The organism is Mesorhizobium sp. M7D.F.Ca.US.005.01.1.1, from assembly GCF_003952545.1.
Lineage (GTDB): Bacteria > Pseudomonadota > Alphaproteobacteria > Rhizobiales > Rhizobiaceae > Mesorhizobium > Mesorhizobium loti.
In genome coordinates this window covers 917,592-937,335 of sequence record NZ_CP034453.1, presented here as the reverse complement: position 1 = coordinate 937,335, position 19,744 = coordinate 917,592, and the positions used below count along the sequence as shown (strand labels likewise).

19 protein-coding genes are annotated in these 19,744 nt (G+C 64.5%); 8 read left to right on the top strand and 11 right to left on the bottom strand.

Going from position 1 to position 19,744, the window contains the following annotated elements:
• Positions 1-3: 3 nt before the first annotated feature.
• The 4 genes from EJ076_RS04435 to EJ076_RS04420 are packed head-to-tail and all read right to left on the bottom strand — an operon-like array spanning position 4 to position 3,708.
• Entirely contained in the window at positions 4-1,140 is a 1,137-nt protein-coding gene (locus EJ076_RS04435) for an ABC transporter permease (protein ID WP_126067040.1), read from the bottom strand.
• A complete protein-coding gene (locus EJ076_RS04430; RefSeq protein ID WP_126067039.1) occupies positions 1,137-2,057 on the bottom strand; it encodes an ABC transporter ATP-binding protein in 921 nt (306 codons plus the stop codon). The genes EJ076_RS04435 and EJ076_RS04430 overlap by 4 nt, the downstream gene beginning before the upstream one ends.
• A complete protein-coding gene (locus EJ076_RS04425; protein WP_126067038.1) occupies positions 2,054-3,007 on the bottom strand; it encodes an HlyD family efflux transporter periplasmic adaptor subunit in 954 nt (317 codons plus the stop codon). Before EJ076_RS04425 ends, EJ076_RS04430 begins: the two co-directional genes overlap by 4 nt.
• Positions 3,004-3,708, bottom strand: a complete 705-nt coding sequence (locus EJ076_RS04420) for a CerR family C-terminal domain-containing protein (RefSeq protein ID WP_126067037.1) — start codon at positions 3,706-3,708, stop codon at positions 3,004-3,006. The genes EJ076_RS04425 and EJ076_RS04420 overlap by 4 nt, the downstream gene beginning before the upstream one ends.
• A gap of 104 nt (positions 3,709-3,812) precedes the next feature.
• Here EJ076_RS04420 and EJ076_RS04415 point away from each other — a divergent pair, with 104 nt between their 5' ends.
• From EJ076_RS04415 to EJ076_RS04405, 3 genes are read left to right on the top strand one after another with little or no spacing between them, the layout of a single operon-like run.
• Positions 3,813-4,286, top strand: coding sequence for a CYTH domain-containing protein (locus tag EJ076_RS04415; protein ID WP_109667677.1), 474 nt, complete (start codon positions 3,813-3,815; stop codon positions 4,284-4,286).
• The gene (locus EJ076_RS04410) at positions 4,283-5,221 is read left to right on the top strand and encodes a CHAD domain-containing protein (protein ID WP_109667680.1); all 939 of its coding nucleotides are present in this window, start codon (positions 4,283-4,285) and stop codon (positions 5,219-5,221) included. Before EJ076_RS04415 ends, EJ076_RS04410 begins: the two co-directional genes overlap by 4 nt.
• A gap of 51 nt (positions 5,222-5,272) precedes the next feature.
• Entirely contained in the window at positions 5,273-6,073 is an 801-nt protein-coding gene (locus tag EJ076_RS04405) for a lipo-like protein (protein ID WP_109667682.1), read from the top strand.
• 8 nt (positions 6,074-6,081) lie between these two features.
• Here EJ076_RS04405 and EJ076_RS04400 read toward each other — a convergent pair whose 3' ends face one another.
• Positions 6,082-6,888 carry a helix-turn-helix transcriptional regulator gene (locus tag EJ076_RS04400; protein ID WP_126067036.1) on the bottom strand — a complete coding sequence of 269 codons (807 nt, stop codon included), beginning with the start codon at positions 6,886-6,888 and terminating at the stop codon, positions 6,082-6,084.
• Between the two features lie 113 nt (positions 6,889-7,001).
• Here EJ076_RS04400 and EJ076_RS04395 point away from each other — a divergent pair, with 113 nt between their 5' ends.
• Entirely contained in the window at positions 7,002-7,862 is an 861-nt protein-coding gene (locus EJ076_RS04395) for an ATP/GTP-binding protein (protein WP_126067035.1), read from the top strand.
• Between the two features lie 180 nt (positions 7,863-8,042).
• On the opposite strand, the gene EJ076_RS04390 is transcribed toward EJ076_RS04395, so the two are convergent.
• The gene (locus EJ076_RS04390) at positions 8,043-9,491 is read right to left on the bottom strand and encodes a PLP-dependent aminotransferase family protein (protein WP_245462955.1); all 1,449 of its coding nucleotides are present in this window, start codon (positions 9,489-9,491) and stop codon (positions 8,043-8,045) included.
• Positions 9,492-9,554: 63 nt separating this feature from the next.
• On the opposite strand from EJ076_RS04390, the gene EJ076_RS04385 reads away from it, so the two are divergent.
• Positions 9,555-10,472 (top strand): NADP-dependent oxidoreductase, encoded by a 918-nt coding sequence (locus tag EJ076_RS04385; RefSeq protein ID WP_126067034.1) that lies wholly within the window; start codon positions 9,555-9,557, stop codon positions 10,470-10,472.
• 245 nt (positions 10,473-10,717) lie between these two features.
• On the opposite strand, the gene EJ076_RS04380 is transcribed toward EJ076_RS04385, so the two are convergent.
• The 4 genes from EJ076_RS04380 to EJ076_RS04365 all read right to left on the bottom strand — a co-directional run bounded on the left by EJ076_RS04380 (position 10,718) and on the right by EJ076_RS04365 (position 14,155).
• Complete coding sequence (locus EJ076_RS04380) at positions 10,718-12,427, bottom strand: SulP family inorganic anion transporter (RefSeq protein WP_126067033.1); 1,710 nt, start codon at positions 12,425-12,427, stop codon at positions 10,718-10,720.
• A 99-nt stretch (positions 12,428-12,526) separates the two neighbouring features.
• Positions 12,527-12,784, bottom strand: a complete 258-nt coding sequence (locus tag EJ076_RS04375) for a helix-turn-helix transcriptional regulator (RefSeq protein WP_109663459.1) — start codon at positions 12,782-12,784, stop codon at positions 12,527-12,529.
• A gap of 295 nt (positions 12,785-13,079) precedes the next feature.
• On the bottom strand, positions 13,080-13,799 hold the full coding sequence (locus EJ076_RS04370) for a phosphatase PAP2 family protein (RefSeq protein ID WP_126067032.1): 720 nt from the start codon (positions 13,797-13,799) through the stop codon (positions 13,080-13,082).
• A 14-nt stretch (positions 13,800-13,813) separates the two neighbouring features.
• Positions 13,814-14,155, bottom strand: a complete 342-nt coding sequence (locus EJ076_RS04365) for a hypothetical protein (RefSeq protein ID WP_109663468.1) — start codon at positions 14,153-14,155, stop codon at positions 13,814-13,816.
• 170 nt (positions 14,156-14,325) lie between these two features.
• Between EJ076_RS04365 and EJ076_RS04360 the strand changes: the two genes are divergently transcribed.
• The gene (locus EJ076_RS04360) at positions 14,326-15,717 is read left to right on the top strand and encodes a sensor histidine kinase (protein ID WP_126067031.1); all 1,392 of its coding nucleotides are present in this window, start codon (positions 14,326-14,328) and stop codon (positions 15,715-15,717) included.
• Complete coding sequence (locus tag EJ076_RS04355; protein WP_109663474.1) at positions 15,714-16,376, top strand: response regulator transcription factor; 663 nt, start codon at positions 15,714-15,716, stop codon at positions 16,374-16,376. Before EJ076_RS04360 ends, EJ076_RS04355 begins: the two co-directional genes overlap by 4 nt.
• 152 nt (positions 16,377-16,528) lie before the next feature.
• On the opposite strand, the gene EJ076_RS04350 is transcribed toward EJ076_RS04355, so the two are convergent.
• The gene (locus EJ076_RS04350; RefSeq protein WP_126070959.1) at positions 16,529-17,008 is read right to left on the bottom strand and encodes a hypothetical protein; all 480 of its coding nucleotides are present in this window, start codon (positions 17,006-17,008) and stop codon (positions 16,529-16,531) included.
• A 677-nt stretch (positions 17,009-17,685) separates the two neighbouring features.
• Here EJ076_RS04350 and EJ076_RS04345 point away from each other — a divergent pair.
• Positions 17,686-19,689 carry a PhoX family phosphatase gene (locus EJ076_RS04345; protein WP_126067030.1) on the top strand — a complete coding sequence of 668 codons (2,004 nt, stop codon included), beginning with the start codon at positions 17,686-17,688 and terminating at the stop codon, positions 19,687-19,689.
• Positions 19,690-19,744: the final 55 nt, after the last annotated feature.

The following is a 19,744-nucleotide window of genomic DNA, read 5'->3' as shown; positions in this document are numbered from 1 at the left end:
GAGCTAGTCGAGCGTCCGCCTGAACCGCACCAATGCGACACCGGCAAACAACGCCACGAACACCACCAGCCAGCCGATCTCGCCGGCCACCGCCGGCAGTTCGGCGCCCTTCAGCATCACCGCGCGGGTGATGCGCAGGAAATGCGTCAGCGGGAAGATCTCGCCGAAGGTCTGCGCCCAGTCCGGCATGCCCCGATAGGGGAACATGAAACCCGACAGCATGATCGACGGCAGGAAGAAGAAGAAGGTGAGCTGGAGGGCCTGCATCTGCGTGCGGGCGACGGTCGAAATCGTATAGCCGAGCAGCACCAGCGCCAGCACGAAGATCAGCACGGCGGTCAACAGCAGCGACATCGATCCGGTGAAGGGTATGGCGAACAGAAGCTTGGCCGCCGCCAGCACCACCACCACCTGCACGCCGCCGACCGCCAGATAGGGCAGCACCTTGCCGAGCATGATCTCGAGCGGGCTGGACGGCATCGCCAGCAGGTTCTCCATCGTGCCGCGCTCGGTCTCGCGCGTTAGCGCGATCGAAGTCATCATCACCATGGTCATCTGCAGGATGACGCCGAGCAGGCCGGGCACGATGTTGTATTGCGAGATGCCTTCGGGATTGTAGCGCCGATGTACGACGACATCGAGCTGACCCTTAGCGGCCTCGGCGGCGGCTTCCTGCGTGCCTTGCGCCCTCAGCAGCGCCTGGCTAGCGACGGTGCCGAGCGTCGAGATAGCGCCGCTGGCCACCGCCGGGTCGGTGGCGTCGGCCTCGATCAGGATCTGCGGGTTGTTGCCGCTCTCCACCCTCTTGGCGAAATCGGCGGGGATGGTGACAACGAAGGCGACGTCGCCGCGCGATATCAGGAACTCCGCATCGGCAGCACTTTGCGCGACATGGTCGAAACGATAGTAGCCGGTGGTCTGCAGCGCCGCGACAATGGCACGCGTGTAGGGATCGTTGCTCGTCGCCACGAGTGCTGCAGGCAGGCTTTTCGGGTCGTTGTTGATGGCGTAGCCGAAAAGCACCAACTGTATCAGCGGCACGCCCAGCATCATGGCGAAGGTGATGCGGTCGCGCCGCATCTGGATGAATTCCTTGATCAGCAGCGCGCCAAGCCGGGCGAAGGAAAAGACACTGTTCATGCCATGTTGTCCTTCGAGCCGGACATGAACTGGATGAAAACATCTTCCAGGCTGGTTTCGCCGGGCGACACTTTCACGCCCTTGTGCTCTCTTTCGACATCCGCGAGTGCGGCTTCGAGCTTCTTCTTGTCGGAGCCGACGACATGCAGCGTCGCGCCGAACGGCGCCACCTGGTCCACGCCGGGGCGCCCTTGAAGCGCTTCGGCCACCTGGTCAAGGCGCGGGCCTTGCAGGACGAAGGTGGTCAGCCCGGCATTTTTCACCACCTCGGCGACGGTGCCGGTGGCCAGCATCTTGCCGTAGGAGATGTAGCTGATGCGGTGGCAGCGCTCGGCCTCGTCCATGTAGTGGGTGGAGACCAGCACGGTCAGCCCGCCGCTGGCGAGGCGATGGATCTCGTCCCAGAATTCACGCCGCGCCTTCGGATCGACACCGGCCGTCGGCTCGTCGAGCAGCAGCAATTTCGGCTTGTGCATGATGCAGGCGGCGAGCGCCAGCCGCTGCTTCCAGCCGCCCGACAAGGTGCCGGCCAGCTGGTTGCGGCGTGTGGTCAGGCCAAGGTCTTCAAGCGTCCCGGCGACATATTCTTCAACCGGCTTCAGCCGGTAGAGCCGCGCCACGAATTCGAGATTCTCGCCGATCGTCAGATCCTCGTAGAACGAGAATTTCTGCGTCATGTAGCCGACTTCGCGCTTGATGCGCAGGCTGTCGGTGCGGATGTTGAAGCCGAGCACCGTGCCTTCGCCTTCGTCCGGCGTCAGCAGACCGCACATGATGCGGATGGTGGTGGTCTTGCCCGAACCGTTGGGTCCGAGAAAGCCGACGATCTCGCCTTCGGCGACCGACATCGTCACATGGTCGACGACGGTCTTGTTGCCAAAACGCTTGACCAGGCCATGGACGTCGATGGCGTTCATTTTGCGCTGTCCGCCAGATCGACATCGACGATCTGGCCAGGCTGCAGCGGGCCGGCGTCGCCCTCCGGCCGTGCCTCGACCAGATAGACCAGCTTCTGCCGGTTCTCGAGGGAATAGATCACCGGCGGGGTGAACTCGGGATCGGGCGAAACGTAGCTGACCCGCGCCTTCACGCCCTCGCCGCAGCCGTCGCAATGGACGCCGAGCAAGGTGCCAACCTTGACCGAGGAGAAGGCGCTCTCCGGAATGTAGACGCTGAGCTTCACCGCGCCGTCGGGCAGGATCGAAATGACAGGCGCGGTCGGGCCGGCGGTGTCGCCCGGATTACGGATGACATCGTTGACGCGGCCGGGCGAAGGGGCTCCCAGCACCCGCTTCGACAGCCGCCACTGCGCCTGTTCAAGGGTCGCCTGCGCCTGCTTGACCTGGTTGTCGGCGGCCTTGATCGTCTCCGGCCGCGCCGGCAGGCCGCCGACGGCGAGATTGGCGGTGGCCTGGCCGACCTGCGCATTGGCCGTCTCCAGCGTCGCCGACGCGGTGTCGAAATCGGCCTGCGTGCCGGCGCCGCGTTTGAACAGATCGGCGGCGCGGTCGAATTTGCGCTTGGCGTCGGCGGCCTGGGCGCTGGCCATGTCGACCTCGGCCTTCAACACCGCGATCTCTTCCGGCCGCTTGCCGATCTGCAGATCGGCCAATTGCGCCTGCGCCTGGGCAAGGCCGGCCTCGGCCTGCGCCACCGCGATCTTCGCGTCGGCACTTTCCAGCGTCACCACGGTCGTGCCGGGCACCACTCGGTCGCCGCGTTTGACCGTGACGGTCTCGACCTGCGCCACCTCGATCGGCGCCAGCAGCACATAGTCGCCTTCGACATAGCCGACGGCCAGCGGGGCAGCCGGGGCACAGGCGCTGAAAAGCTGCGCAGCGAGCGGCAGCGAACACAGAAAGCTCATGGTCTTTGCCCCTTCATCTTTGCCCCTTTTCTGGAAGCCAATATGGCCTCGAGATTGCCGGATGTGGCCGCCACCACCTTGGCGGCCTCGGCGGCGCCGATGTCGTTCCAGCCCATGCGGCGCATCACCGCCTCGCGGCCGATGCGGAAATAGATGACCTGACCGATCAGCGTGAACACGGTCAGCCTTGTGGCCTCGCTCTCGGCCGGCTCGCCGGTCGCCTGCTCCCAGAGTTGGCACAGCCGGCGATGCGTCGGCTCGAAAACGCCGTCATAGATGCGGTCGAGGGCTGCCGTCGGATGTGAAAGCTCGCGCAACACGAACTGCACGATCTCGCCGGCCTGCGGGCTGGCCACGACAAAGCCGACCATCCGCTCCAGCGCCGCGAAGAGCTGCGCTTGCGCCGCCTCTGCACCGCCCGGCATCGGCGCCTGCGCATTGCCGAGCGCCTGGCCGGCGACCGTCTGGATGGTCTCGACGATAAAGTCGGCGGCAGCGGCGCGAAGGCCCTCCTTGCCGCCGAAATGATAGGCGATCGAGCCGATATTGGCCTGCGCCTCGGCGGCGATCTGGCGCGTCGAAGTGCCGTCGAAACCCTGCCGCCCGAACAATTTCAGCGCCGCGCGGACAAGCGCCGCACGCGTCATCTCGGCGGGAGATGCTTCGCGGCGGGGATTTTTGGCGTCGGACTGCTTGATCATATCAGGTATTTAATCAATCGATTGATTAAAGTCAATTCGTGAGCGCTAACTTGTGTACGTCACCGTCTTGCCATCGCCGGCGGTAACCGCTTTAGTGCGCGGCCATGGGCAAGGAAGTCGAGCGCAAGTTCCTGGTCTCCAGCACCGCATGGCTAGAACTGGCCGAGGCGCGTATTCGTATCCTCCAGTTCTATCTCGCTGCCAGCCCCGGGCGCACGGTGCGCGTGCGCATCAGCGATGGCACGTCCGCCAAGCTGACGCTCAAGTTTGGCAGCAAGGCGCGCGAGCGCGACGAATTCGAATACCCGATCCCGCTGCCGGAGGCGGTGGAGATGTTGGACTTCGCCATCGGACGTGTCATCGAGAAGACACGTCACCATGTTAGGCACCGCGGCTATCTCTATGAAGTCGATGTCTTTGGCGGTCCACTTACGGGACTTGTGGTCGCAGAACTTGAGACGCCGGAGGACGTGCCGGACGAAATGCTGCCTGACTGGCTCGGCCGTGAAGTCACCGGTGAGTCAAAATACTACAACGCGTCGCTCGCCCTCGGGGGGATACCGGAGATCGCCGCATGAGCTTTCGCATCGATCCGCGCGTGCCGCTGACCGGCGAGGTCAGGCGTATCCTTGCAGAGGAAATCGGCAAGGCATTGGCTCACCTTGATGCCGCGCGGAGCCGGCCGGAACAGGCACTGCACAAATGCCGCAAGCGGCTGAAGAGCGCTCGTGCCTTGCTGCGCCTGGTTCGTTCCGGTGACGAAACATTCTGCGAGACCGAAAACCAGTGCTATCGCAATGTGGCCGGCCTGCTTGCCGGCCCGCGCGAGGCGACGGCGCTGATCGAGACCATCGACCGGCTGGCGGCAAGCTTTCCCAAGGAGAGCGCCGACGACGGGCTGGGCGCGGTTCGCGACAGGCTGATTGCCCGCCAGCATGAAATGCATGAGGGCAGCGGGCTCGAAGCGGCGATCGGTGCGGCGACCGCGGCTTGCGAGGAAGGCCTCAAGCGGATCGAAAGCCTTGCCTTGCCCGACCAGCCGGAACAGGCGGCCGACGTGCTTGCCGAAGGCGCCCGCATCACCTTGCGCCGTGCCAGGAAGGCGCTGGACAAGGCCGGATCGCGCGGCGAGGCCAATGATTTCCACGATCTGCGCAAGGCGGCCAAGACCCACGGCATGCATCTGTCGCTGCTCGGCAGGCTGTGGCCGACGCCGATCAAGGCAAGGCGCAAGGCGGTTGACGAACTGGGCGAGCGGCTGGGCGACCTGCACGATGTGCTGGTGATGCGCGATCTTCTCGAGGCCGATGACCGTCCGCTCGGACCGCCCGAGGACACGAAGCTTCTGGCCAAGCTTTTGAAGCGGTCGGAGAAGCAGCTGAAGAAGAGCTGTCTTGCCGAGGCGGCGGAGCTGTTCGGCGACAGTCCGAAACGCTCGACACGCAAACTCGCCCGCAAGGCGCGCGACGATCTGGCTGCGTCGCCGGAAGAGGCCGCGGCGACGGCAAGCTGAGCGACGTGCGGCTGGCGCCCGGCCACCCGCCTATGCTAATCGCCATAGGGCATGACCGAGCCTGGCGACACGCTTCTGGATAGACTTGGCCGCTGGCTTGCCGGCCGGCTGCAGGAAGAATCTTCCGGCTACGAGCCCTATACGCCGTCCGATGCGGAGACGCTGCGCCGCACGCTTGAGCCCGGCGATATCCTGCTGATCGAGGGCAACCAGAAGATCTCGGCGGCGATCAAGTATCTGACCCAGTCGACCTGGTCACATGCGGCCTTCTATGTGGGCGACGCGCTGGCCGAACCGGAAGACGGAACGGAACGGCGGCGGCTGATCGAGGTCACGCTCGGCGAAGGCTGCGTCGCCGTGCCGTTGTCGCGCTATCGCACCTACAACACCCGCATCTGCCGGGCGAGCGGACTGGCGCCGGAGGACCGCGACAAGGTCGTCGCCTTCATGATCGGCAAGCTCGGCCTGAAATACGACCTCAAGAACATTTTCGACATGCTGCGTTTTTTCTTCCCGACGCCGCCGGTGCCGGTGCGCTGGCGCCGGCGCATGCTGGCCTTCGGCTCCGGCGATCCGACACGGGCGATCTGCTCGACGCTGATCGCCGAGGCCTATGGCCAGATCCGCTATCCGATCCTGCCCGAGATCACCCGTGCGCCCGGCCGCGCTTCGGCGCAGTCGAACTATTCGCGCAAGGAAATCCTGCACATCCGCCACCACTCGCTCTACACACCGCGCGATTTCGACCTGTCGCCCTATTTCCGCATCGTCAAGCCAACGCTGGAATATGGTTTCGACTACCGGCAGATGGTCTGGGACGACAAGGTTGCCGATGCGAAGGCCCCTGAATAGCAGGCGAACTATGCCGGCAAGGGGCGACCCCTTTTTGCCGGAGTGTTGGGGCTGTCGGGCACCCGTGCACCGGGATCTCGCGCGTGCGGCCCGATCGGCATGATCGCCGGAAATGGCGTTGCACCAAAGGCAAACGTCCATTTGTAGCCGACCAGCCCGTCCTCCGGCGTGGTGTGCTGGTCGTGATGGGCGAGCAGCTTGGCGCGATCGGCCAGCTCCTGCGCCTCGCGCCGCACCATCTCCGCCGTCTCCGGCCGCATCCGCCTGGAGAAGCTGACGAAGGTCGCTTCCTTATCGATATGGGTGATGGCCCAGCCGATGAAATTCTTGTTGGTCATCTCGAACAGCGGCCTCAGCGGCCCTTCGAAATTCCACTGGATCGGCGTCTCGACCAGCACTCTTGCCGAGAGGCCCCGGCCGAGCGCGACCAGGCCAAGCTCCTCGAGATCGCGCAGATAGAGGAACATCGAGGCTTCGCTCAGGCCTTGCGAGCGCATGATGCCTTCGGGCGTGAACTTTTCCGACAGCATGACGAAGATGAACAGCAGCGCCGGCCGACCGGCGAGCCTGCGCTCGATCTCCGGCGCGATGTGGTTGACCGGACCTGGTCCCCGGTTCATCGAGCCGAGCACGTTTTCCAGCTCGACGCCGGCGGCGGCGCAGATATCCATCAGCCGGTCGAGCTTGCAGTTGCGCTCGTGGAAGATACGCTTCACCGTCGGTTCGGAAACGCCCATGCGTTCGGCAAGCGCGCGATAAGTAACGCCCTTCGCCTTCAGCGTCCGCTTCAACGCCTCGAAGATAAGACCGTTCATCCGATGCACCTCTTGCCGGCAGTTTCGTATCGACTTTCGATACTAGCGGTGTCAGGCCTTTCCGGAAAGTATCGAAAACCATAGCTCTGCCTCGTCATCACAGGAGAGCAGTCATGAACACCCTCATCATCTCAGCCCTTATCGTGGCTATCGGCATCTCGGCAGCGCCTGCCGCCGAGGCCGCCGAACTCTGGCGCGCCACCGGCCTCGAGCAGCCGGAATCGGCTTTGTTCGACGCCGCCAACGACCGCATCATCGTCTCCAACATATCAGGCAATCCCGGCGACGCCGACGGCAATGGTTATCTCTCCGTGCTGTCGTTGGACGGCAAGACGGTCACCCGGCACTGGACCGACGGCATGGACGCACCCAAGGGCATGGCGATCTCGGGCGGCAAACTCTATGTCGCCGACATCACCAAGGTTCGCGTCGTCGACCTCGCCAGCGGCAAACTCGTCGCGAGCATCGCGGTGCCGAACGCGGTCTTCCTCAACGACATGACATCGGACCAGTCAGGCAAGGTCTATGTCACCGACATGCTGGCCGACGCCATCTACCGCATCGATGGCGACCGGCCGGAGTTGTTCGTCAGGGACGCGATGCTGGCCTCGCCCAACGGCGTCTTCGCCGATGGCAACAGGCTGATCGTCGCCTCCTGGGGCAAGGGCATAAAGCCCGACTTCAGCACGGCGGAGCCTGGCGGACTGCTGTCGGTCGACATCGCCAGCAAGGTGGTTTCGCCCTTGCCGGGCGCCCAGAAATTCGCCGACCTCGATGGCGTCATCGCCATTGGCGACAGCATCTACGCCACCGCCTACATGACCGGCACGCTCTACCGCTATCATACCGGCGGCGCACCGGAAGCGGTGGCGCATTTCAAGCCCGGCAGCGCCGACATCGGCACCGACGGCAAGTCGATCCTCTATGTGCCGTTGATGAGCGAGGGCGAAGTGGCGGCCATGAAGCTCGAATGAAAACTGGCGCCTCGGCGCCGCTCCGCCGAGACATTCGCCAACAGCCGATGGACTGTTGTTCGTCGGCGAGGATCGCCAACTCGAACTCGTATTGTGGCCACGGCCGTGTCCCCAAACCAAGGGGCAGGAGCAGTCCATTGCAGGATCGGGCCCTACAAGGATCGCCGAGCGCAAGTGGCGTTATTGCGCCGCTTCCGCGATCTGCCGGCAATACTGTGGAAGCCGACCCGTATCCAAGTTGGTCACGCCGAGCAGGAGCCCCTGCCATGGGGGTGATCGGACGCACCATTGAGAGAGAGGCGACGGTGCCAAGCCGAACGAGCGGGCGCGGCGGGCGATCTCCACGTCCGACAGAGAGGCGGTTGTCGAGACAATCACGGCCAAGCCAGCGGTGGCTTCGACTTTCAGCGACTCCGACCCGACCTGTGCGAGGCCCTCGAGCAGGGCCTGCCGCCGAGACGCGTAGAGGCGCTTCATGCGCCGTAGATGCCGAATATAGTGCCCCTCGCGCAGGAACTCGGCCACCGCGCCTTGGAGCGCTAGGGCTGGAGCCGGCGCCAGGCAGGCGCATACGTCACCGAACCGGCCAGTGAGTTCGATGGGCGCAACGACGAACCCGAGGCGCAGAACTGGGCTGATCGTCTTGCTAAAGCTGCCAATATGCAAGACCCGTCCACCGTGATCGAGCGAAGCGAGCGCTGGAGCCGCCCGGCCGGTTAGCTGCAGCTCGCTCAGATAATCGTCCTCGATGATCCAGGCGTCGCTCCGCCGAGCCCACGCGAGCAACGCAAGCCTGCGGCTCAGCGACATCGTCATCCCAAGCGGCGCATGTTGCCCTGGCGTGACGATCGCCAGCGCTGCGTCCTGAGCGCTCCGGACGCCGGAAGCGACATCCAGGCCTTCGGCGCCGACCGGAACGGCCGTCACGGTGATGCCGGCCAGGTCGAGCGCTTTGCGTGTGATCGGGAAGCTCGGATCCTCGATCAAGGCCCGCGATCCCTCGACCTGGAGCGCGCGCACCGCCAGACCGATCGCCCCGGAATAGCCTGCCGCGATGAACACCTGGGCGGGACTGCACCGAAGACCCCGCGCGATCCCGACATAGGCCGCGATCTCCTTTCGCAGCTGCGGGTCACCCCGGGGATCGGGATAGCTGACCGGCGCGGCCGCTGCCCGCCGCGCCGCTCGTGCGAAGATGCGCGACCACAGCTTGAACGGAAAGGCGTCTTGCGAGGGCACGCCCATCTGGAAAGGCAGGGGCGGCGTTCCATAGGTATGGAACAGTTCTGGCAGGGGCGGCACGTCTGGCGACCACAACGGCGCCGACGAAGGCGACGGGCCTTCGGCGACGCGGGTGCCCGCCGCGCCGGCGCCGACCGCGAACTGCTCGTCGATGAGCCGCTGGTACGCGAGGCGTACGGTGCCGCGCGAGACGCCGAGTTGAGCGGCCATGTCAAGCCAGGAAGGCAGCTTTGCTCCCGGGTCTAGCCGCCCGGTCTCGATGGCGTCCCGGACTGCCCGGTAGATCTGCGTCGCCAGCGGCGTCCTTGCGGCGCGGTCGAGATGGATGGGCACAGCGGCCATGGCGCGATGGTACCACCGTTCCCGCCAATCTTGGTCCTGTTTCATGACCGGAGCCTGACATATCTACCGGCCATCGCCACGTGACAAATGACCGAGGAGACAATTCCGATGAAGGCAATCGCAGTAACGGATCAGGCCGCGGGAACGGCCGGGATGAAGCTGACCGAGCGGCCCGAGCTGCAGGCAGCGATAAACGACGTCGTCGTTCAGGTTCATGCGTCTGGATTTGTCCCGACTGAGCTGACGTGGCCCTCGACCTGGACCGATCGCGTCGACCGTGACCGGACGCCATCGATCCCCGGGCACGAACTGGCCGGAGTGGTCACCGCCCTCGGCTACGGCACAACGGGACTGTCGGTGGGCCAGCGTGTGTTCGGTCTCGCCGATTGGTATCGCGACGGCACCCTGGCGGAGTATCTTGCCATGGAGGCGCGCAACCTCGCGCCACTGCCGGGCGACGTCGACTTCACGGTGGGCGCGAGCCTGCCGATCTCGGGCCTGACCGCGTGGCAGGGACTGTTCCAGCACGGCCGCCTTCAGGCGGGGCAGAGCGTCCTTGCGCACGGCGCGGCCGGCGCAGTCGGTTCGATGGTGACGCAACTCGCGCGGGAGGCCGGCGCCTACGTCATTGGCACCGGACGCTCTGCCGACCGTCAGAAGGCTCTCGACTTTGGCGCGAACGAGTTCGTCGACCTCGATAACGACGCCCTGGAAGACGTCGGCAGCGTCGATCTGGTGTTCGATGTCATCGGCGGCAACATACAGAAGCGGTCCGTAGGCTTGATTCGAGCCGGCGGAACACTGGTGACCGTCGTCGGGCCGCCCGACGCGCGGCCCGCCAATGGCCTAGCGGTCGACTTCGTTGTCGAGTCCGATCGTGCTCAACTAAGTGAGATCGTCCAGCGGGTGCGGGACGGACGACTGCGGACGAACATCGGCAACATCTCGACCCTCGACGATGCCGTTTCCGCCTTCAACCCGACCAAGCGACGCTCGGGGAAGACGATCATCCGCGTTCGTCAGTAGGCGACACGCGCCTATCGATGCACGCGGCCGGCCGGCGCTGTCCAGATCGGCCGGCTGCGTCCTATCAGACGCGCCGGTGGCAACTTGGGAAACTACCCATGGCCCTGGCGCGGCTCTACGGCCGAGATGAGGCGCAGTGCGGTCGTTCACGTCGCGCCGTGCGTGAGTCAGCTCAGAGTCAAAAGTCGACGTTCAACCGGCGGAAACCTTGTACCAAGTGGCCACCGGCCGGCAAATCCCGGCTGCTACTCCGTCTCCGGTTTCCCTTTCAACTGCGCCCGTGCGTCGCGGATCGAGGCGGCATAGGTCACCAGCGGGCGCTTGACGCCATGGTTGATCAGCATGCGCCGTATCTGGGGCGCGGCACCCGATATGATGAAGCGGACACCGGCGCGCTTCGCCTTGTGGGCGGCGCCCTCGATGACATTGGCCGCCGTCGAATCGAAGAACGGTACGGCCGAACAGTCGAGGATGAAGTTCTTGCGCTGGTCGGCAATGCGGTCGAGCACGGTGCCGACGGTCGACGCAGCACCGAAGAAGAAGGCGCCCGAGATGCGGTAGACGACGGTGTCGGCGTCGGTCGCCTCGCTGGAATCGTAGGCGTTGGTGCTGTCGGCGACATCCTCCTGCACCAGCGGCTGATCGGCCTCGACCGCAATGCTCTTGGACATGCGGTCGATGAACAGGATCGACCCCAGCACGAAGCCGACGACGATCCCTTCGGTGAGGTCGCGGAAGACGACGATCAAGAAGGTTGCCATCAGCACCAGCGCATCGCCGCGCGAAGCGCGCAACAGGGTGGCGAAGGCCTGTTTTTCGAACATGTTCCAGCAGACGACCGCCAGCACGCCGGCAAGGGCGGCGAGCGGGATGTAGCTGGCCAGCGGTGCCGCCACCAGCATGAAGACGAGCAGGAACAGCGAATGCAACATGCCCGAGACCGGCCCATGTGCGCCGGCCCGCACATTGGTGGCGGTGCGGGCGATGGTGCCGGTGGTGCAGATGCCGCCGAACAGAGCCGAGGCGATATTGGCGAAGCCTTGCGCCACCAGTTCGCAATTTGAACGGTGCCGCCGGCCCGTCATGCCATCGGCGACAACCGCCGACAGCAGCGATTCGATCGCACCGAGCAGCGCAAAGGCGACGGCGTCCGGCAGCACGGCGATCGCCTTGTCGAGGCTAAGCACCGGCAGTGCCGGAAACGGCAGGCTGCGCGGAATGCCGCCGTAACGCGTGCCGATCGTTTCCGCCGGCAGCGCCAGCAGCGCCACCACCAGCGAGGCCAGGCCGACGGCGATCAGCATGCCCGGCCAGCCCGGCCGCCAGCGTTTCACCGCGACAATGGTGACGATGGTCAGCACCGCCACCAGTGTCGCCGAGATGTTGAGCGTGCCGGCCGCCTCACCGATCGCCATCAGCTTCGGCAGAAGCGGTCCGGGCTCGGTGCCTGCAAGCTTCAACCCGAACAATTCGACGATCTGGCCGGAGAAGATGATGATCGAGATGCCGGCGGTGAAGCCGACCGTCACCGGATAGGGGATGAATTTGATGTAGGTGCCGAGCCTCAGATAGCCGATCGCGAGCAGGAAGACGCCCGACATCATCGTTGCCAGCAGAAGACCGTCGACACCTTCGCGCTGAACCGTTGCCGCCACCAACACGATGAAGGCGCCAGCGGGTCCGCCGATCTGGAAACGGCTGCCGCCAAGCGCGGAGACGATGAAGCCGCCGACGATGGCGGTGAACAGGCCGCGCTCCGGCGTCACCCCCGACGCGATGGCGATCGCCATCGACAGCGGCAGTGCGACGATGGCGACGGTCAGGCCGGCCATGAAGTCGGCCTTGAACTGCGGCAGGCGGTAACCTTCGCGCCAGACCGTCACCAGTTTCGGCGTGAACAGTTCGTAAAATGTCGGCCTTGCCGGATGGTGGCTTGCCGGATGGCTCTGGTCCATGAATGTGCCTTCCGCTCCGTGAAGGCGGCGGGATCGTCGGCAGGAACGTCGGCGGTCGCGTCGCGACTTATGTGTGCCGACTCGGGTTGCGGGAGAGGCTTAGCGCGGCACGGTCTGCTTGAGGCGCACGCCCCTGCCACCGCGCTCGCTGGTCTGGTTCTCGCCGATCAATTCCACCCCGGCCTCGTCAAGGGCCTGGATGACCTTCATCAGCGTGTCGACCACGCCCCTGACCACGCCATCACTCGCCTCCATGCGCTGGATGGTCGGAAGCGAAACGCCGGCGCGTTCGGCGAGCGTCTTTTGATCGATGCCGGCCAGCGCCCTTGCGGCGCGCATCTGCGCGGCAGTGATCATCGGCCAAAACCCCCGTCTGAGTCTGCGGTATCAACGTATAATACAGTCATGATGATGTTTCAACCATCATAATGCATATATGAAACATGTACCCTCTCGGGAAACCGGATGGCGGGGAGCAAGACAGGCATGCTAGGCTGGTCATTGGCGGGAAGATATCGACGCAGCCTTTCCTTTTCAGCATCGACCGGGGTGAGCAGTTGAAGATTTCCAGGGCATTGATGACATCGGCAGCCTTGCTGTCGGTGGTTTTGCTGTTGACGGGTTGCGGGCACGGGCTGATCAACCGGCTGATCTAATCTCCAGTCTCGCTGTCGCCGTCCAGGCGCTGCCCGCGCCATCGCTGCCACGCCCAGGCCATGAGCCAGCACAGCATCGCCCAGACGAAGCCGGCGCACCAGCCGGCCAGCACATCCGATGGCCAGTGCACACCAAGATAGATGCGGCTGATGCCGACCAGCAGCGTCGTCAGCACCGCCAGCGACAGCACATAGATCTTCGTCGTTCGCCCCGGCAGGAAGCGCGCTGCCAGCGCGCCGAGCGTAAGGTAGGTCACCGCCGACAGCATGGCGTGGCCGCTGGGAAAGGACAGCGAAGTTTCGTTGACGAGATGCGAGACGAGTTCGGGGCGGGGCCGGTCGATGCCGGCTTTCAGCAGACTCGACAGCACCTGGCCGCCGGCCACCGCCACGAAGATGAAAATTGCCGTTGCCGGCCGGCGGATCAGCAGCAGATAGAGGATCGTCGCCGCCGTGATCAGCACCAGCACGGCCGAACTGCCGAGGCTGGTAATGTCACGCATCGCGCCCTCCAGCCAAAGCGGGCCGATTGGCACCCCCGGTTGACCCGGCTGACGGAAAGCGAGCAGGATTTCAGTGTCGAAAGCGTGCGGCGTGGTGGCGCGCGCCACCTCCATCAGCTCCTCGAAGCCCCACAGGCCGGCGGCGATGACCAGGCCGGCCAGCAGCACCGGGAATTCGACCCGGTTGAGCAGAGCGTTCGCGGCGTTCTTCATCGGCAATTCGCCCGTTACAGTCGGCCTTGCAGATAGGGTCCAAGCGTGATCAGTGCCACGGCAGCGATCGCCAGCATGATGCCGGTCGCCTGCAGCGCGTTGACGCGCTCGCCGAAGAACATCAGCGCGACGACATTCACCGAGACCAGCTGGATGACGGCCGAGAGGCTGAACGAAACCGACATGCCGAACTCGCGGATCAGCCGCAGCATGATCAGATTGCCCAGCGAATAGAGCGCCAGCGTCAGCAGGATCTTGCCCAGGCTCGGCGCCAGGCCCCATTGCTTGGCCGCTGTCGCCGCCAGCAGGAAAATGACAGTCGACAAGCCAAGCTGCAGCAATCCCGAAAAACTCACGTCCCGTCCCCTCTCGAAGCGGCTCCCGCCGCGTGTGTCGAGGACCTTGTTTCCGAAGCGTGCCGGGACGTCAAGCGACGTCGATCAAACGTAGCTCTTGGCAACGGCAAGAGGGAGGGTCAATGTGCTGATATCGCCCAGTCTGTCGATTCAAGGGCGGTCAGGGGCTCATGATACGCATTCTGCAAAACCTGGTGCGACGCTGGAGCGAACTTTCTCTTGCCCTGCAATTCGTCGTTGCCGGCGGCTTTGGCCTGCTGGCCGTCATGCTGGTGGTGGGCGCCTGGGTGACGGCGCAGATCCGGGAGGGCGTCATCCACAATTCAGCCGCCACGACGGCGCTGTATGTCGACAGCGTGATTGCGCCGCTGCTGCCAGACCTGCGCAAGGACCAGGAGCTCAGCGACTCGGTCAAGCGGGCGCTCGACGAGACACTTGGCCAGGGCGCGCTCGGCAAGCGCCTCGTCTCGTTCAGGCTCTGGAGCCGCGACGGCACGGTTCTCTATGCGAAGGAGACGGCGCTGATAGGCCGCCGTTTCGAACCAAGCAGCGGCCTGCGCTCCGCCTTCCAGGGCAATGTCGTCGCCCAGCTCGACACGTTCGACGAGACCGAAAGCAAGGAAGAGGCGTCCGGCGTTCCTTTGCTGGAGATCTACAATCCGGTGCGCGAGCCCTGGTCCGGCGAAGTGGTGGCGGTCACCGAATTCTACGAGATCGCCGACGAGTTCAAAGCCACCCTGGCTTCCGCTCTGTGGTCTAGCTGGCTGATCGTGGCCGGCGCGACCCTGGCGGCATTGCTACTCTTGTCGGGCATCGTCCTGCGCGGCAGCCGCACCATCGACGATCAGCGCGGGGCGCTGCGCCGCCAGGTGTCGGAACTGCAGGGTCTGGTGACGCAAAACAGCGCCCTGAGAATGCGCGTGCAGCGGGCCTCCCGCCGCGCCACCGCGCTCAACGAAAGATATTTGCGCCGTATCGGCGCCGATCTCCATGACGGTCCGGCCCAACTCGTGGCCCTGGCGGCGTTGCGCATGGACAGTCCGATATTTTCCGCCGAAGGCCATTCGGGCGAAAGCCGCTCGACCGAGGTCGCGATGATCCGCAAGACGCTGGAGGATGCGCTGCGCGAAATACGCGGCATCTGCACCGGCCTCGTCCTGCCGCAGATAGAGACGGCAGCCGCCCCAGACATTCTGCGGCTGGCCGTCAACGAACACGAGCTGAGGACGGGAACGTCAGTGACACTCACGCTGGCCGGACAGTTGCCAGAGCCCGGCGCCTCCGAGAAGATCAGCATCTATCGTTTCGTGCAGGAAGGGCTGAACAATGCCTACCGCCACGGGCGAGGCAAGGATCAAGCGGTGAGTGCCGGGATGAAAGGTGGCAGGCTTTGTGTTGAAGTATCGGACGCCGGGCCAGGCTTCGATCCGGCACGGGTCGAGGGCCTCGGGCTCGCCGGCCTCAGAGAGCGGGTCGAAAGCATTGGTGGCCAGTTCGAAACCTTGACCGGGCCGCAAGGCACGCGATTGGTGATCCGTCTATCGATTGAGGAGCAAGCATGACTGATGTTATTCGCATCGCCATTGTCGACGATCATCCCCTCTTTCGCGAAGGTGTGACGCGCAGCCTGTCGGAGATCGGAGGTTTCGAGATGGCTGGCGAGGGTGCCACGGCGCAGGATGCCGAACGCATCGCCTCGACGGTGCGGCCCGACATATTGCTGCTCGATATCTCCATGCCGGGGGGTGGTCTGGCCGCGGTTGCAGGCATCCTCGCCAGCCATCCCGCCCAGAAGATCGTCATGCTGACCGTTTCGGAGGCCAATGCCGATGTGACCATGGCCCTGAACGCTGGGGTGCGCGGCTATGTCCTCAAAGGTATCGGATCGCGCGCGCTTGCCGACATCCTGCGCAACGTGGCGGCTGGCGAGAGTTATCTTTCGCCGACGCTGTCGGCCCGACTGCTTTCGGATCTCCAGTCCCAGAAACCCACCAACGCCATAGCGGACCGGCTGCGGCAACTCACCGAGCGGCAGACGGAAATCCTGCGGCTGGTGGCTGAGGGGCTGAGCAACAAGGAAGTCGCCCTGCGGCTGGAGCTTCAGGAGAAGACCGTCAAGCATCACATGACCGGCGTGCTGTCGAAACTCAATGTGCGAAACCGCACCGAGGCAGCCTTGATGATGCGTGAGTCGCGCGACCGCGACAGGAGCCATACCTAACAGTTCAGCGCTTCTACCAAACCGGAGCCGCTCCAGGGACTTCAGTCATCGCGGTGCCGGAAATCGCGCGGTGCCGGCCCAGAAACGAGGTCACCTCCGCCGGGGGGCGGCGGAGGTGACATGTGAAGCCGGCCGTTGCCTGTTGGCAAGCTTCACAAGGCCTTCAGGCGGCTGACATCGGCCGGCGTGGCCCGGCGGTCGATGATCGTGCGCCCGAGCGCATCCTCCATCCTGAAACGGCCGTTCTCAAGCTGTTCGGTTAAGCCGTCGGGATGCCGGACTGTGATCTTGTTGCCTGTCACGTCGACCTTGTCACCGGTCGTGGCATTGACATGACTCGCGCTGTTGCCCTTGTTTGATCCCGACTTGCCGGAATTGCCGCTGTTGCCATTCCCGTTGCTGTTGCCGCTATTACCGCCGCTGCTGTTTCCGCCACCGCTGCTGCCACCATTGCCGTTTCCACCCCCGCTGTTGCCACCGCCATTGCCGCCCTTGCCGGCCTGTGCGCTGGCGGTGTCGATTCCGGGAACGGAGCCGTGGAGGGCAAAGTGATAGGGAGCGATGGTCAACGCCAGCGCGGCCGCCAATCTGAGCGCCAGCCGGCAACAACGGGTCGTGACCGATCTGTGCATCCTGATCTCCGTCGATTGAGCCGGCGCGCCCACCCTCAACGTCGCAGTAGCAACCAGCATCGCTGAAAGACGTGGTTCCCGGAAGCGACCTCCGACCGTTGCGGTTGTCACCCAGGACTTTTGCAAGCGCAAGATTGGACTAAAGTCCTATCCCTATGCTATATTAGCTTCGTATGAACGGCGCCGCGACCGCTATCGCTTAACGGGAGACTGGCTTTCCCGATGCCTGACGACGGCAGACGCCGGACATCAAGTCACCTCCGCCGGGGGCGGCGGAGGTGACTTGTAACGCTGGCTTTTGCCTGGTTGACCTGTTTCACAGAGCCTGAAGACGACTAATATCGTCCGCCGGCGCCGGACGTTCGACGATGGCGCGGCCGAGGGCTCCTTTATATCGAAACGACCGTTCTCGATTGCTTCCCTGGCGCTGTCTCTCTGATGCCGTCGGGATGCTCGATCTTGTTGCCGTCCACTCCGATCCTGTCGCCGGTGGTCCGCCGTCACATCATGTCCACCATCCCTGGCACGGCAACTCCGAGAATGCTTAGCCAACGGTGCGCGGAATGCCTGTTGCGTCTGAAAGGCCTCTGATGTCACGAAAATGTGATCCGGCGATTATAAGGGGTTAAACAGGCAACACGCTCCAGCCATCCACGCAGCCAGAGGCAAGCCCCCAAATGACCGAACACCGCTCCCCTGACGCCCGATTCCGCACCAGCCTGCTCGAGGAAAACGACGGCCCGGCCACCAACCCCACCGACAACCGCACCATGGGCGAGATCATTGCCGCGCGGTTCTCGCGCCGCGGCTTCCTCAGGGGTTCGCTGGCCGTCTCGGCCATCGCCGCCACCGTCTCCCCGCTGGCGCTTATCAGCGCCGACGAGGCCCGGGCCGCGGAAGGCTCGGCCTTCGCGTTCGACGAGTTGGAGGCCGGCATCGACGACAAGCATCATGTCGCACCGGGCTACGACGCCGATGTGCTGTTGCGCTGGGGCGACCCGCTGTTTGCCGATTCGCCGGACTTCGACCCGACGAAACAGTCGGCGCAGGCGCAGTCCAGACAGTTCGGCTACAACAACGACTACGTCGGCTATCTCCCGATCGACGGTTCAGCCGAACACGGCCTGCTGGTGGTCAACCACGAATACACCAACCCGCATCTGATGTTCCCGGGCATCGTGAAGATCGTCGAAAAGGACGGCAAGAAGTCGGCCGAAGTCGCACCCCTCTCGAAGGAGCAGGTCGATGTCGAGATGGCGGCGCACGGCGGCACCATCGTCGAGATCCGCAAGGACGCTGGCAAATGGCAGGTGGTGCGCGACGGCAAGCTCAATCGCCGCATCACCTCCAGCACCGAAATGGCGCTGTCGGGTCCGGTTGCCGGCCATGACCGCGTCAAGACCAATGCCGACCCGTCCGGCACCAAGGTTTTCGGCACGTTCAACAACTGCGCCGGTGGCGTCACGCCCTGGGGCACCTATGTGATGGCCGAGGAAAACATCCACGGCTATTTCTCCGGCGAACTGCCGGCAGACCACAAGGAAGCCGCCAACTACAAGCGCCTCGGCATTCCCGAAGGCGCCTATGAATGGGCGGCGCATTACGACCGTTTCGATCTCGCCAAAGAGCCCAACGAGGCCAACCGCTTCGGCTGGATCGTCGAGGTCGATGTCAACGATCCGACCTCGACGCCGAGGAAGCGCACCGCCATGGGCCGCTTCAAGCATGAAGGCGCCGAATCGATCGTCGCCAAGGACGGCCGCGTCGTCTTCTATCTCGGCGACGACGAGCGCTTCGACTATGTCTACAAGTTCGTCACCAAGGCGGCGTTCAATCCGAACGACCATGCCGCCAACAAGGACCTGCTCGACGACGGCACGCTGCATGTCGCCAAGTTCGCCGAAGACGGTTCCGTGGAATGGCTGCCGATCGTCTTCGGCCAGGGGCCGCTGACGGCTGAAAACGGCTTCACTGGCCAAGCCGACGTGCTGATCGAAACACGCCGCTCCGCCGACCTGCTCGGCGCCACCAAGATGGACCGCCCGGAAGACATCCAGCCCAATGCCGTCAACGGCAAGGTCTATGTGATGCTGACCAACAATTCGAAGCGCAAGGCCGACCAGGTCGACGCCGCCAACCCGCGCGCCGAAAACGCCTTCGGCCACATCATCGAGATATCGGAGGACGGCGGCGATTTCACCGCTGCCAAGGGCAAGTGGGAAGTGCTGTTGAAATGCGGCGATCCTTCGGTGGCCGATGTCGGCGCCACCTTCTCGACGGCAACGACGGCCAATGGCTGGTTCGGCATGCCCGACAATTGCGCCGTCGATTCGGCCGGCCGCCTGTGGGTGGCCACCGATGGCCAGGGCCCGAAGGCCACCGGCCGTACCGACGGCCTGTGGGCAGTGGACACCGAAGGGTCGGCGCGGGCGACCTCAAAACTGTTCTTCCGCGTGCCGATCGGCGCCGAAATGTGCGGTCCGCTGTTTGCGCCCGACGACCAGACCGCCTTCGTCGCCGTCCAGCATCCGGGCGACGGCGGCGAGGACTGGGAGGCGTTCGGCCGCCCGTCCTACTATGAAGACCTGTCGACACGCTGGCCCGACTTCAAGCCCGACATGCCGGTGCGGCCGTCGGTGGTCGCCATCACCAAACAGGGTGGCGGCAAGATCGCGGTCTGATATCCGGCACTGGTTTGCAATCTCAAGGGAGGGATTTCGGTGACCCGAAGCCCCT